General features: G+C 61.2%; 15 protein-coding genes. 8 read left to right on the forward strand and 7 right to left on the reverse strand.

Annotation, left to right across the window (positions count from 1 at the left end; all coding sequences use genetic code 11):
- Positions 1-33 precede the first annotated feature (33 nt).
- On the forward strand, positions 34-1,029 hold the full coding sequence (locus FHT71_RS17230) for an NAD(P)H-quinone oxidoreductase (protein ID WP_183721161.1): 996 nt from the start codon (positions 34-36) through the stop codon (positions 1,027-1,029).
- Here FHT71_RS17230 and FHT71_RS17235 read toward each other — a convergent pair.
- Positions 1,026-2,237, reverse strand: coding sequence for an MFS transporter (locus tag FHT71_RS17235; RefSeq protein ID WP_183721165.1), 1,212 nt, complete (start codon positions 2,235-2,237; stop codon positions 1,026-1,028). The two genes, FHT71_RS17230 and FHT71_RS17235, sit on opposite strands and share 4 nt — an antisense overlap.
- A gap of 63 nt (positions 2,238-2,300) precedes the next feature.
- On the opposite strand from FHT71_RS17235, the gene FHT71_RS32165 reads away from it, so the two are divergent.
- On the forward strand, positions 2,301-2,429 hold the full coding sequence (locus tag FHT71_RS32165) for a hypothetical protein (protein ID WP_281040942.1): 129 nt from the start codon (positions 2,301-2,303) through the stop codon (positions 2,427-2,429).
- A gap of 15 nt (positions 2,430-2,444) precedes the next feature.
- On the opposite strand, the gene FHT71_RS17240 is transcribed toward FHT71_RS32165, so the two are convergent.
- Positions 2,445-3,878, reverse strand: coding sequence for an MFS transporter (locus FHT71_RS17240; RefSeq protein WP_183721168.1), 1,434 nt, complete (start codon positions 3,876-3,878; stop codon positions 2,445-2,447).
- A 107-nt stretch (positions 3,879-3,985) separates the two neighbouring features.
- On the opposite strand from FHT71_RS17240, the gene FHT71_RS17245 reads away from it, so the two are divergent.
- The 3 genes from FHT71_RS17245 to FHT71_RS17255 all read left to right on the forward strand — a co-directional run bounded on the left by FHT71_RS17245 (position 3,986) and on the right by FHT71_RS17255 (position 6,600).
- Positions 3,986-4,606 carry a MarR family transcriptional regulator gene (locus tag FHT71_RS17245; protein ID WP_132588519.1) on the forward strand — a complete coding sequence of 207 codons (621 nt, stop codon included), beginning with the start codon at positions 3,986-3,988 and terminating at the stop codon, positions 4,604-4,606.
- A 97-nt stretch (positions 4,607-4,703) separates the two neighbouring features.
- Positions 4,704-5,711, forward strand: coding sequence for an asparaginase (locus FHT71_RS17250; RefSeq protein ID WP_183721171.1), 1,008 nt, complete (start codon positions 4,704-4,706; stop codon positions 5,709-5,711).
- A gap of 139 nt (positions 5,712-5,850) precedes the next feature.
- Entirely contained in the window at positions 5,851-6,600 is a 750-nt protein-coding gene (locus FHT71_RS17255) for a hypothetical protein (RefSeq protein WP_007791603.1), read from the forward strand.
- On the opposite strand, the gene FHT71_RS17260 is transcribed toward FHT71_RS17255, so the two are convergent.
- Positions 6,575-7,330 carry a DeoR/GlpR family DNA-binding transcription regulator gene (locus FHT71_RS17260; protein WP_132588521.1) on the reverse strand — a complete coding sequence of 252 codons (756 nt, stop codon included), beginning with the start codon at positions 7,328-7,330 and terminating at the stop codon, positions 6,575-6,577. The two genes, FHT71_RS17255 and FHT71_RS17260, sit on opposite strands and share 26 nt — an antisense overlap.
- A 120-nt stretch (positions 7,331-7,450) precedes the next feature.
- On the opposite strand from FHT71_RS17260, the gene FHT71_RS17265 reads away from it, so the two are divergent.
- Entirely contained in the window at positions 7,451-7,807 is a 357-nt protein-coding gene (locus FHT71_RS17265) for a hypothetical protein (RefSeq protein WP_007791601.1), read from the forward strand.
- A gap of 92 nt (positions 7,808-7,899) precedes the next feature.
- Positions 7,900-8,517 carry a glutathione S-transferase gene (locus FHT71_RS17270; protein ID WP_007791599.1) on the forward strand — a complete coding sequence of 206 codons (618 nt, stop codon included), beginning with the start codon at positions 7,900-7,902 and terminating at the stop codon, positions 8,515-8,517.
- A 65-nt stretch (positions 8,518-8,582) separates the two neighbouring features.
- On the opposite strand, the gene FHT71_RS17275 is transcribed toward FHT71_RS17270, so the two are convergent.
- A complete protein-coding gene (locus tag FHT71_RS17275) occupies positions 8,583-8,936 on the reverse strand; it encodes an MmcQ/YjbR family DNA-binding protein (protein WP_007791598.1) in 354 nt (117 codons plus the stop codon).
- 48 nt (positions 8,937-8,984) lie between these two features.
- Positions 8,985-9,173, reverse strand: coding sequence for a hypothetical protein (locus tag FHT71_RS17280; RefSeq protein ID WP_132588522.1), 189 nt, complete (start codon positions 9,171-9,173; stop codon positions 8,985-8,987).
- A gap of 120 nt (positions 9,174-9,293) precedes the next feature.
- Between FHT71_RS17280 and FHT71_RS17285 the strand changes: the two genes are divergently transcribed.
- On the forward strand, positions 9,294-10,190 hold the full coding sequence (locus FHT71_RS17285; RefSeq protein WP_007791595.1) for a LysR substrate-binding domain-containing protein: 897 nt from the start codon (positions 9,294-9,296) through the stop codon (positions 10,188-10,190).
- Here the strand turns inward: FHT71_RS17285 and FHT71_RS17290 are convergent, their stop codons facing one another.
- Positions 10,191-10,850, reverse strand: a complete 660-nt coding sequence (locus tag FHT71_RS17290) for a glutathione S-transferase family protein (RefSeq protein WP_007791592.1) — start codon at positions 10,848-10,850, stop codon at positions 10,191-10,193.
- A gap of 97 nt (positions 10,851-10,947) precedes the next feature.
- A complete protein-coding gene (locus FHT71_RS17295) occupies positions 10,948-12,321 on the reverse strand; it encodes a TIGR03808 family TAT-translocated repetitive protein (RefSeq protein WP_132588523.1) in 1,374 nt (457 codons plus the stop codon).
- Positions 12,322-12,401 lie beyond the last annotated feature (80 nt).

Raw genomic sequence — 12,401 nt, forward strand, 5'->3', positions numbered from 1 at the left:
TCTGACATGCTTTCGGAACGAGGAGACCGGATCATGTCCTTGCCCAAGCAGATGCGCTTCATCGACCTGCCTAGCTTCGGCGCGCCCGAGGTGATGCGGATCGCCACCGGACCCTTGCCGATAGCAGGGGAGGGCCAGCTCCTTGTTCGCACCGAAGCAATCGGCGTCAACCGGCCAGACGTCGCACAGCGCCAGGGCATTTATCCGCCGCCGAAGGATGCAAGCCCTGTTCTCGGGCTTGAGATGGCAGGCGAGATCGTTGCCGTCGGCCCGGGCGTCCGCGATTTTGCCCTCGGCGACAAGGTGTGCGGCCTGACCAACGGCGGTGCTTATGCCGATTATTGCCTGCTGCCCGCCGGCCAGGCTCTGCGCTTCCCGAAGGGCTACAATGCCGTTAAAGCTGCGGCGCTGCCGGAGAATTACTTCACGGTCTGGGCAAACATGTTCCAGATGGCCGGACTGACCGAAGGCGAAAAGGTTCTCGTGCATGGCGGCTCAAGCGGCATCGGAACGACCGCCATCCAGCTTGCGCGGGCCTTTGGCGCCGAGGTCTACGCGACGGCCGGTTCGCAGGAAAAATGCGATGCCTGCGTCAAGCTCGGCGCAAAGCGGGCAATCAACTACAAGACAGAGGACTTTGCAGAGGCCATCAAGGCCGAGACCGGCCACGGTGTCGATATCATCCTGGATATGATCGGTGCCGCCTATTTCGAACGGAACGTGGCGTCGCTCGCGAAGGACGGCTGCCTTTCGATCATCGCCTTCCTCAGCGGCGCCGTTGCGGAGAAGGTCAATCTGGCACCGATCATGGTCAAACGGCTAACGATCACCGGCTCGACGCTGCGCCCGCGCACTGCCGAGGAAAAGCGCGCGATCCGCGACGATCTCCTTTCCCAGGTCTGGCCGCTTCTCGATGAAGGCAAGCTCGCTCCGGTTATAGATACCGTCATTTCTTTCGAAGAGGTTGCCGAGGCGCATCGACTGATGGAAACGAGCGGTCACATCGGCAAGATCATGCTGCGGCTCTAGGCCGGCTGCCGGACCGGTCGGGGGGCTCTTTCGAACAGCAGAAGGCCGACCGAAGCGAGGCCGACGATGGCGGCAAACAGGGCTGTGCCTGAATAGCCCGTAAAGGCAGTGCCGGCCGCGAAGATCGATGCACTGATGCCGTTGGCGATGAACGTGTTGACCGAGACCAGCGAACTGCCGAGTCCGGGGCGATCGGCAATCAGATCCTGTAGGTAGGTGATCGGCACGCGGAGGATGGCTGCAGCGCCGCAGGCGTTGATCAGCACGAGGGCATAGATCTGCCAGGGCGCCGAGGCAAAGCTTAGCAATACCAGATACAAACAATAGATCAGCGCTCCCACGGCAAGCACGTGCACGCTGCGGAAGCGGCGTTGCAGCGCGCCCCACATCAGCATGAACGGCATTTCCAGGAAGGCGGTGAGGCCGGCCATGAAACCGACATCTACCACGGTACCGCCGGCGGCATGGGTGATGATCAACGGCGACACCACGCTGTTTAGCCGCTGCAGCCCGAGCAGCAGCGCCATGACGCCGACCCTTACCACGACATAGGGCGAAAAGACTCTGCCGAGCGAAGAGAAGAAGCCGATCTGCTGCGAAGGGGAGGCGTTGCCGACAGGCGCAGGCTTGGCGAAAAACAGGTAGAGGCAGAAGCAGGTCAGGCTTGCGAGACCCGCAATGCCATAGGCCGGTGTCATCGATTGTGAGTTGATGAGGTACAGGCCAATCAGGCCTGGTGCCAGCGCCCAGGAGCCCGAGAACAGCGCGCGAACCGTGGACGTGATCGCCGCAGCTCTTCCGCGATCCATTGTGTTCGTCGTCGCACGGATGCTGGCAAACAGGATCGAATAGGTGGAATTGCTGATGGGGATCAGCACCAGCATGCCGAAGATGAAGACGCCGGCGGTGCGGAATTCGTAGATCATTCCGAAGCCGAGCATACCGCTCACCGATAGCGCCAGCACCAGCGGGCGCCGATCGCTGAGCCTGTCGGACCAGATGCCGAGCGTCAGGCTGGTGGCGACATTGACGAGTGCGGCAAGGAAGATCAGCCCGGAATAGGCGCGGTCCGACAGGCCGAGTTCATTGATGCCGATGATCGATTGATAGGGCATCGTCGAGGCATAGGTGAAGGCGAGCGCAACCAGCGTCAGCGTTGGGACACGGATTTGGTGATCGCGGAGAATGGAAGAAAAGGCGGATGGCATGGCAGGGTTCCCGATACCCCCGATATAAACCAGTAGTGTGCTTTCGAAAAACCAGAGTTTGTGATGGCAGCGGTCAAATCACGTGATGGATGGCCTCATGCCGTGATGGCTGCCGGTCGCCAAAGGCCAACCCGCGCGATCGCCGGGATGGAAACGAGCGGTCACATCGGCAAGATCATGCTGCGTCTGTGACCGCTCGCGCGTCGCTCACCGGGCCTGCCGTTCGGTGGGCGACGAGAGGGTCAAGGATATCGTGACGGCAATCAGGCCGGGAAGCGCCATCAGCACGTAGAGCCAGTGTGCGGCCGAAATGCCGCCCGCAACACCACCGGGATCCACCAGCCCGGTGCTGTTGACAATCACGCCGGCAACGGCCGCGCCGAAGGCGCTGCCGAGCGACTGCACCGTCGAGATCGCGGCCGAGGCCTTGTCCTGTTCGGAGTTGTCGACCAAACCAAGGATCTTGGTTACCAGATGAACCCAACCAAGGCCGACGCCGAAGCCCATCAAGAACATACCAACGACGGCAGGGCCAAGAGTAGCTAGGTCGCTGGACTGATTGTCCGTTGCGAGGAAGATCGTTAGCGACGCAACCGCAACCATTTCGACCACGCAGCCGACGACGATTGCGGTGCTGGCACGGCGTCCAGACAGCATTCCGCTGAAGAAGGCCGCAAAGGTCCAGCCGAGCGCCACAAGGGCGGTCAGATAGCCTGACACCAGAGGTGTTACGCCATGCAGCACCTGCAGGAAATAAGGAATATAGATGTCGCTTGTCAGCACCAGCAGCAGCACGAACATCGTCAAGTAGACGCGCGCCACCGGCTTTGCGAGCGTGACGGCTCCGGTCGGCAGGAGACGGTTTCGGCCGTGCCGCTCGACGGTCAGCATCGAAACGATCGTGGCGATTGATGCGGCAATCAGCAACGCTTTGGAGCTTGTTTCGTCGATCGTTCCGGCGATGCTGACCAGCAGAACGGCGGCAAGCAGCAAGACAATTTGGAGGATTGGCGTCTTGCTATGGGCGCGATCGTCTTCGGCGCGCGGCAGCAGCCAGGGCGCAAGTGCCGCCATCAGCACACAGAGCGGAACCAATAGCATGAAGGCTTGGCGCCACGCGCTGCCTTCGGAGAAGACTCCGCCGAGGCTGGGGCCGAGCAATGTCGAGACACCCCAAATGGCTGCATAGAGCGTTGACGCCTTCTGCCACAGCGGTTCGGGGTAGGCGAAGCGAATGAAGGCATAGGCAAGCCCGGCAAGAATGCCGGCGCCGAACCCCTGTACCGTGCGTCCGGCCAGGACCAACGGCATCGCCGGGGCAAGCGCGCAGATCAGGCTGCCGGCCCCGAATATCAGCGCGCCGGCGACGTAGACACTACGCAGCCCGATGCCGCGCGGGCGCATCGCCACGAAGATCGACCCAAGGACCGCCGCGGCAACGAAAAGCGTTGTCATCCATGACAGCAGTTCGAGCCCACGGATGTCGCGCACGATCGATGGTGCGATGGTCGCAGTGATGTAAGTTTCAACGGCATAGAGGGTGACACCGCCGCCCAGCATCAGCGTCGCGGGCAGGAGCGGTGCGGAAAACAGATGGAAGACGGAGGGCTTGTCTGCGGAAATCTCTTCAATGCCGGTCATATCTAATGCCTTGTGTGCTTCCCGGGGTATGCAGTATTTTTTGCAAGTTATGATTTGGAAAAATACACGGCCATGCTATTAAAGCAAGCGTTAACTTGGAAAAATAAATGAGACAATCCCCGGTCAATCGAATCCTGCTGCTGATCAAGACCGAAGGACCCCAGCTTGCCGCCGCACTTGCGGCAAGGCTCGGCATTTCCTCGGAAGCTGTCCGTCAGCAATTAACGAAGATGGCGGAGGAGGGGCTTGTCGAAGCCGTGAGCGACGCCACGACAGGCAGGGGAAGACCGCGGCAGCTGTGGAGCCTCACGCCTGCGGGCAACCAAACCTTTCCCGATGGTCACGCGGAACTCACCGCCACGATCCTGAGCACGCTGGTCGCACAGCTGGGGGCATCGGCGCTGGATGCCGTCATTTCCGCCCGGGAAGCAGACACCCTCATGCGCTATCGCCAAGAAGTGGACGCGGCGGACGTTCAATCCCGTGTGCAGCAGCTAGCGGCCGTACGCACCAGTGAAGGATACATGGCCGACAGTTGGCAGGAGGCCGACGGCTCGCTCCTGCTCGTCGAGAACCATTGCCCGATCTGTGCTGCGGCAACCGTCTGTGCGGGCTTCTGCCGCTCGGAGCTGGAGACCTTTCGAGCCGTTCTCGGTGCCAAAGTCGAGCGCCAGGAGCATATTTTGCTTGGCGCCCGCCGCTGCGCTTATCGCATCACCCCGCTTTGACCTACATCGGCGCAAGACGGGCACGGTGAAAGGCAATTGCTTTATCCTCGCGACTCGCTATGCGTGACGCATCTGCGTACACGATCAGGACCATGCCATGACCAATCCCGTCACCGTCGAAGTCACCAGAGGCTCACTCGTCGAAAGCCGGCATCGCGGCGCGGTCGTCGCCGTCGATGGTGATGGAAAGGTCGTGTTCTCGATCGGCGACGTCGATGCAGCAACCTTTCCGCGCTCGGCCTGCAAGGCGATGCAGGCGCTACCGCTGATGGAAAGCGGCGCGGCGGATGCCTATGGCTTCAGCGACAAGGAATTGGCGCTCGCCTGCTCCTCGCACAATGGCGAAGACGAGCATGTGGCGCTCGCTGCTGCCATGCTCGCGCGTGCCGGACGCGATGTCGAAGCGCTTGAATGCGGCGCGCATTGGTCCTCGAGCCAGAAGGTGCTGATCCACCAGGCGCGCACAATGGACAAGCCGACGGCGTTGCACAACAACTGCTCGGGCAAGCATGCCGGCTTCGTCTGCGCCTGCTGCCATCAGGGCGTCGATCCGAAGGGATATGTCGGCTACGACCATCCGCTGCAGGCCGAAATCCGCGGCATCATGGAAAGCCTGACGGGCGCGGTGCTCGGCCATGACAATTGCGGCACGGACGGCTGCTCCATCCCGACCTATGCGGTTCCCTTGCGCGGCTTGGCGCATGGTTTTGCCAAGATGGCGACCGGCAACGGACTCGAGCCCCTTCGCGCCAAGGCTTCCCGGCGGCTCTTGGATGCCTGCATGGCCGAGCCCTTCTATGTGGCCGGAACTGGGCGCGCTTGCACAGAGCTGATGGAGGTGGCACCCCACCGCATCTTCGCCAAAACCGGTGCCGAAGGTGTCTTCTGCGCGGCCATTCCCGAGCAGGGAATTGCGATCGCCGTCAAATGCGACGACGGCCATTCGCGTGCCTCCGAGGCGATGATTGCCGCCGCGCTCAGCCGCTTCTTCGGCACGGACGACCCGATTCGCGCGAACTTGGCCGCCATGGCCACCGTGCAGATGCACAATTGGAACGGTATTCATGTCGGCGACATTCGCGCGACGGCTGCGCTGACTGCATAAGTCGTTCCGGAACGAAACAGTCGCGCCGCAGCAGCAGAAATTGCTAATGTATGTGAAACTACAGCCCACGAGAACGGATGCGGTTTTCGAAGGCTGAGTTACCCTTTGCCCACTACATCGAACGCCATGAGGGCAGGATATGTTTGCGGGCCGCTATCTTTGGTGGATGTTGATCGCCATAGCGATCTTTCTCTTCTTCACCATGTGTTTCGATTACGTGACCTGGCTGACGGTCGTTTCGTCGGGTTGCGCCCGGATCGCCGGCTCCTGCGGACCGATCATCGTCACCATGACCGGTTCCATGAAACCGTCGGGCGTCTACCTCGCGGGCGGCATCATCCTCGTCGTTACCCTTGCCCGCATCCATTATCTTTCGATGAGCTGGGTCTGGGGCGCTATCGTCGCCATCTGGTTCGTCGCATCGGCGCCGTTTCCATTGCTGCTCGCCAATGGTTGGACCGGCCAGTTGAAGCCGGAGACCGTGCTTGAGGGGCTGCCGGTGGCGTTCCTGTTCTTTGTGGCTTTCTGCGCCTATATCGGCTGGTCATTTGAAGAGAGTGGCGCACGGCCACTTGGTGTGTGGCGCGCTCTGCGAGCGGCCATTTCGGTCGCTGCTCTCTATGGCGCGCTGTTGGCGCTGTCGGAGGCGCCGGCCTTTGCGACCATTCCGGGTCGTCTCATCGGGGAGCTGCGGCTTTCGACGTCGATCGCTGCGTTGCAGCCCGGATTGCACGATGTCATGACCCTCGGGATGGCCCGCGACACCTTCGCGTATATTGTCCTGGCAATCTTTGTCGCCGGTCTCGCCGTGAGCCTGCTACCGCAGAACCCCCGCGAACTAAAGGCGCGCTTCGTGCAGCCGTTCATGCTTCGAGGATCTCGGCAGTGAGGTTGCGATAGGGCTCGATGGCAGCCGCGGCAAGGCCTGCCGCCACGATCAGTCCCGATACGCCTGAGATCGGCAGGACTTTGCAGGGCGAGACGTGGTCGAACTTCTCTTCCGTCAGCGGCACATAGGTCTCGGCGGCGCAGGACGCAATGTGCCGCTTGATGGCCGCCTCCTCGAAATCGCCCGTCGACAGGCCATGCACGGGATGGGCAGCCGTCACTCCGAGAAAGAAGATGTCCGGCCGAAGCTGCGAAATCGCAGCCATGGCGACGGATCCGACCGCGACCATCGAGTGCTTGTAGAGCTTACCGCCGATGAGGATCACGCTGGCCGTCGGGTGATGTTCCAGCTCCGCGGCAATCGTCGGGCTGTGTGTCGCGACTGAGAACGCAAAGTCGCGCGGCAGTTGCCGGGCGATCTCCGCCGTTGTCGTGCCGCCATCCAGAAAAATCAGCTGGCCCGGCCGCGCAAGTGAGGCAGCTTTCTTCCCGAGCCGCGCCTTGGTCTCAGACGAAACGCCTTTTCGCGTCGAGAAGTCGGGCAACTCGGGCGCAACAGGCATTGCCCCACCGTGTACCCGCTTCAGCAATCCTTCTGCCGCCATCTCCCGGAGGTCACGACGGATCGTGTCCTCCGACAGCGACAGGTCCTTGGCGATTTGCTTGGCGATTACCTGGCCATCTCGCCGAAGGATGTCGAGGATCAACGATTTGCGCTGGCTCGTGAGCATGGTTCGATCCGATGTTTGCATGAAGTATCATGATGATGCACGAAATGATTCGACAATCAAGAAATTTCGTGCAGTTATTTGACTTCTCGTGCATGAAGCCGGGAGAAATGGAGTTTGATTATGTTAATTTTGATTGCCGGGCCCTACAGATCCGGAACGGGGGACGATCCCGCAAAAATGGCAGCGAATTTGAAGAGGCTGGAGCAGCCCTCGCATCGGCTGTTCAAGGCGGGCCACGTGCCGATGATTGGAGAGTGGGTGGCTTTGCCGGTGTGGAACGCCGCCGGCGGAAAGGCTGTCGGCGATGATCTCTACGAAGAGATATTCCACCCCGTTGCCGGCCGGCTGCTGCAGCTTTGCGACGGTGTGCTTCGGCTCGAGGGGGAATCGAAAGGCGCCGACAACGACGTGCGGATCGCGCGTGAACGCGGCATTCCCGTCTGGCATCGGGTCGAGGATGTTCCGGGCTGTGCCTGAAGTAGCTTTATTTTGAGAGGCCGGCTTGCCGGCCTCGATCTGTGCGTTTGCGGATCGTCGCGCTATAAAGTCAGCATCGAAGGGAGTCGATCATGCTGACATTGTATTTCGCGCCCCACACCTGTGCGCTCGCAAGCCTCATCGCACTGGAAGAGTCTGGGTTGCCGTTCAAGACGAAGAAGCTGAACTTCGCCGATGCGGAGCAGCGTTCGCCTGAGTATCTCGAAATCAACCCGAAGGGCCGGGTTCCCGCGCTTGTGACGGAACGCGGCGTCCTAACCGAAACGCCGGCAATCCTGGCCTACATCGCGCAGCTCGCACCGGCGGCGCAGCTGGCGCCGCTCGATCCTTTCGAGTTCGCCCGGATGCAGGCATTCAACAATTATCTTTGTTCGACGGTGCATGTGAACCACGCACACGGTCGTCGCGGCAGCCGTTGGGCGGATGATCCGGCCGCGCACGGGGCGATGAAGGCGAAGGTGCCGCAGACCATGGCCGAGTGCTTTGAACTCATCGATGCGCAGATGCTGGAGGGCCCGTGGGTAATGGGCGAGTACTACTCGGTCGCCGATCCCTATCTCTTCGTCATGACCGGCTGGCTGCGTCCCGACGGCGTCGATCCGGCCCGCTTCAGGAGAGCGACGGCGCACTATGCCCAGATGATGGAGCGCCCGGCCGTGCAGCGGGCATTGGAGCGCGAGCAGGCCTAAACAGGCGTAGCCCGCTCGCCGAGCATATCAGGGGATCAGGGCGACAAGTCGCTAGGGCGGTGCGCTCAGCCCTGAAAACTCGCGGCAAGCCGCTTTGGTGCACGGAACCGCCAGGCGCCGATCAGCCGTTCCTTCAGTTCGGCGTCGCTGATCATGGCGGCGCGCAAGGGCATATATGGCCAGCCGATATAGTGGGGTGTCTGATAGTAGATCTCGGGCGCCATCTCGATCAGCCGTTCCTTGTCGTCGATCGAGATGGAAAGCACGATGGTCTCATTGTTCTTGACCGCCACGAAGGACTTGCCGCCCACTTTCAGCGCTGGATTGCCATAGGACGTGCCCTCCTCGAGTTCAGGCAGATTGGCTTCCACGGAGAGGCGCTTGAGACGCGCAAAGATCGTGTCGACGCTGTCGGTCATTGGGCTCGCTCGAATTGAAGCTCGCACAGACTAGCAGATTTCTCACTCTTAAGCGCACCTTGCAGGCTGCGGCCGCTCGGGCTTCGGCGTGCGTGGCTCCGGACCGAGCGGCAGATCGGCGAGCGCAGTCGGTGACATCCGCGCCAGATCCGGGTGGTTCAACGGATCCTGTTTGATATCCGCGTTGTAGGGCGGCTCTATGGTTTCGACGCTCAAGAAAAACTTCAGGATTTGCATGGCATACCTCGCTTCCTTCTTGGGTGGCGAACGGAGCATTTGCTTAATACCGCCGGATTATCGCGGCCGGTGAGACACGTTTCAATTGAGATTACCAATCTGTCAGTATAGAAAAACTATATGAGAAACCTGAACTCGGTTCATCTGAACGGATTGCGTGCGCTCGAAGCAGTCGGACGGCTCGGCTCCCTGCAGGCCGCGGCCGAGGAACTGGGCGTCTCGATCGGTGCGGTCAGCCAGCAGGTCATCAAGGCCGAGGCACAGCTCGATCAGGTGATTTTCGAACGCACGCCGAAAGGCATGGTCGCGACGGAGGCAGGCGCGCGCCTGCTGACCGGCTTGACGGAGGGCTTCAACGCCCTGTCACAGGCGGTGGCGACGACACAGCGGCACGACGACAGCATCCTGACGATCTCGGTGGCACCCGTCTTTGCCGCACGCTGGCTCGTCTATCGGCTCGATCGTTTTGCCGAGCGGCATCCCGAGATCAGCCTGCGGATGGATGCCACCACCCGGCTGGTCAATCCGGCGCTGTGCGATATCGATATCGGCATTCGTGTCGGCAACGGGCAGTGGCCCGATGTGAAGGCGGAATTGTTGCTTCAGCAGGAGGTCTTCCCGGTCTGCTCGCCTGTCATGGCGGCGCGACTGCGCGAGCCGGCCGATATCCTGTCGCTTCCGGCCGTGATCGATGGCCGCGCCATGTTCACCTGGGAGGTGTGGATGCGCGAGGCCGGCCTTTCCGGCAAGACGCTCGATACCCGCCACATCTTCAACGACGCCTCGCTCTGTCTCGATGCGGCAATCGCAGGCCAGGGCGTCATGCTCGCCTGGCAGACGCTGGCAGGCTTTGCCCTGCAGCAGCAGCAGTTGGTCGCGCCCTTCGGCATTCGCGCCCAAACCGGCTTCGGCCACTATTTCGTAACGGCCGAAGGTTCGCGCGAGCCCAGGAAGGTTAGGGATTTCAAGGCCTGGATCCGCGAGGAAATGGCAGGCACCCTGAAGCTCTTCCCCTGATCAGATCGGCTCCTCAGAACGCGTCGCCTGCATGGCAATGTAGGCTGGTCGCGACTGGCAGCGCTTGATCCAGGCGCTGATGTTGGGATGGGCGTCGAACAGCGCCTGTTCCGTCTGCGCGTAGCGAAGCACCTCGGCGATATTGAGATCGGCTGCCGTGAAGCGGTTGCCGACGACGTAGTCGTTCGTCGCCAGATGCTTCTCCAGGGTCGCAAACGACTTCTTCAGCGAGCGCACCGCTACGCCGATCGTCGCCTTGCCCTCGTCGCTGTTCTGCTTCTCGTCGTCATAGACGTAGACGATCTTCACCGTATGCGGTTCCACCTCGGTTGCCGCCCAGATGGTCCACATCGTCATCAAACCGTCTTCCTCGACGGTTTGACCAGCAATGGGGCCGCCATGCTTGCGCGCAAGGTAGAGCGTGATGGCAAGCGACTCATGCATCACAAGGTCGCCGTCCTTGATGCTGGGGATGAGCGCCATCGGATTGATCGCCAGGAAATCGGGCGATAGCGTGTTAACAGGCGCATCGGCGGCAAGTGGATTGGCAAGACGCCGGGCTTGAATGACCCGCACGGAATCGAATTCCAGCCCCAGTTCCTCGGCCATCCAGTAAACGCGCGAGGCGCGCGAGCGATAGACCCCATAGATTGTCAGCATTTCTACATCCCCGGTTCGACTGGCCACAGGGTAGGAGCCGAAGCGTCCCAACGGAAGCTGCCGAGCCTTATGAATCGATGAAAGCTTTTGATGTTTCTCAGGAGATGCGGTTGCGCTCGACCGTCAGCTGCGCAAAACGTGAGGAGCCCGTGGCCGCCAGTTCTCCTGATACCTTCTTGTCCCATTCGAAGCCGAGGACAGCGCCCCCGGGTGTCTCCTGAAACACATTGTCGGTGATGACGGCCGTTCCCGCGCCCTTCGCCACCGAGACCGCACAGCCGATCGGCGCCTTGCGGATGACGTTTCCGGTCACGACAAGATTGCGCAGATACGGTCCCCAGCCGAGTTGCATGCCCCATCGTGGAGCACCTTCGATGATGTTGCCGGAGACCAGCGTGTCCGCCTCGGCGGCAATGCCGATACCGAAGCCGACCTCATGTTCGTAAGGGCCCTTGAGTGTGAGGTTGCGCACGACGTTGCCGGTGACGCTTGCCAGCCTGCCGCCCTGGTCGAAATTAGCGATCGAGATGCCGTTTGCCGCGCCGTCCACCATGTTGTTGGAGACGATAGCGCCCTCAAATTCGAATTCGACATAGATCGCTGTCTCGCCCGAGCGCTGGCACTGGTTGCCGGTGATCTGGATGTCGGAGGCGGAATTGGCGCGGATGGCGGTAAAGGCGCAGTCGGATATGTGGTTGTTCGCCACCATGACGTTGTCGGCACGAAAGATGTTGATGCCGTTACCGTTCTGGCCGGTGCCGCCGTCATTGGCCCTGATCCGGTAGATGCGGTTGCCGTTGACGACGCTGTTGTCCGTCGCCTTCTTCCAGCGGTGCACGAGAATGCCGCCATTGCCGCAATCGAAGGCCTCGTTGCCGGTAATCGAGAGCGCATCGGATTCAACCGCGTATATGCCAGAATGGCCCGCGCCGGAGATGCGGCTACGCTCGATCCGGCCACCGCATCGCTCCAGTTGGACGGCATGTTTGCGGCTGCCGGAGATCTGGCAATTGTCGATCATCACCTCGTCGACGCCGGTAAATTGCAGCAGCGCGCCGGCATAGTCGCCGAGCCAGCGGTTCTGCCCGTCGATGACGATATTGGATAGCTCGACGCGCTTGACGTTTTCCGCGCTTAAGAGGTGGCCTTCGCCGGTATAGACGATACGCGACGCCCCGGGTACGCCTGTTATCCGCGTATTCTCCGGCAGCACGAGATTGGAAACCTTGTAGGTGCCGGGCGGCAGGAAAACCGGCACGTTTTGCACTGCGGCCTGATCAATCATCTTCTGCAGGCTGACGCTCTGGCGATCGGCCGCGCTCGGCGTCGTCTTGTATTGCACAGCATCGATCGCGCCGCGCAGACCGCCCTTGCGCGTGGTCGCAAAGCTGCGGGAGGCCATCAGTGCAAGCGCGGATGCTCCCGCAAGGCGGAGCAGATAACGGCGGGAGGTTAACGGACTTTCCTTCATTTCTACTGCTCTGCAGGAAACGTGCCAGCGCGCCTGTTTCATTTTGGTGCAGATCAACATCTCCTGTCTGCGAAGCGCGT

Origin of the sequence: Rhizobium sp. BK060, assembly GCF_014193145.1 — a bacterium.
Taxonomy (GTDB): domain Bacteria; phylum Pseudomonadota; class Alphaproteobacteria; order Rhizobiales; family Rhizobiaceae; genus Rhizobium.

Bases quoted from the DNA above. Each gene is read 5' to 3' on its own strand.
- FHT71_RS17250 (WP_183721171.1), top strand. From the start codon at position 4,704: ATGACCAATCCCGTCACCGTCGAAGTCACCAGAGGCTCACTCGTCGAA.
- FHT71_RS17240 (WP_183721168.1), bottom strand. From the start codon at position 3,878: ATGACCGGCATTGAAGAGATTTCCGCAGACAAGCCCTCCGTCTTCCAT.
- FHT71_RS17235 (WP_183721165.1), bottom strand. From the start codon at position 2,237: ATGCCATCCGCCTTTTCTTCCATTCTCCGCGATCACCAAATCCGTGTC.
- FHT71_RS17230 (WP_183721161.1), top strand. From the start codon at position 34: ATGTCCTTGCCCAAGCAGATGCGCTTCATCGACCTGCCTAGCTTCGGC.
- FHT71_RS17275 (WP_007791598.1), bottom strand. From the start codon at position 8,936: ATGACCGACAGCGTCGACACGATCTTTGCGCGTCTCAAGCGCCTCTCC.
- FHT71_RS17290 (WP_007791592.1), bottom strand. From the start codon at position 10,850: ATGCTGACAATCTATGGGGTCTATCGCTCGCGCGCCTCGCGCGTTTAC.
- FHT71_RS32165 (WP_281040942.1), top strand. From the start codon at position 2,301: ATGGCAGCGGTCAAATCACGTGATGGATGGCCTCATGCCGTGATGGCT.
- FHT71_RS17260 (WP_132588521.1), bottom strand. From the start codon at position 7,330: ATGCTCACGAGCCAGCGCAAATCGTTGATCCTCGACATCCTTCGGCGA.
- FHT71_RS17295 (WP_132588523.1), bottom strand. From the start codon at position 12,321: ATGAAGGAAAGTCCGTTAACCTCCCGCCGTTATCTGCTCCGCCTTGCG.
- FHT71_RS17270 (WP_007791599.1), top strand. From the start codon at position 7,900: ATGCTGACATTGTATTTCGCGCCCCACACCTGTGCGCTCGCAAGCCTC.
- FHT71_RS17280 (WP_132588522.1), bottom strand. From the start codon at position 9,173: ATGCAAATCCTGAAGTTTTTCTTGAGCGTCGAAACCATAGAGCCGCCC.
- FHT71_RS17265 (WP_007791601.1), top strand. From the start codon at position 7,451: ATGTTAATTTTGATTGCCGGGCCCTACAGATCCGGAACGGGGGACGAT.
- FHT71_RS17255 (WP_007791603.1), top strand. From the start codon at position 5,851: ATGTTTGCGGGCCGCTATCTTTGGTGGATGTTGATCGCCATAGCGATC.
- FHT71_RS17245 (WP_132588519.1), top strand. From the start codon at position 3,986: ATGAGACAATCCCCGGTCAATCGAATCCTGCTGCTGATCAAGACCGAA.
- FHT71_RS17285 (WP_007791595.1), top strand. From the start codon at position 9,294: ATGAGAAACCTGAACTCGGTTCATCTGAACGGATTGCGTGCGCTCGAA.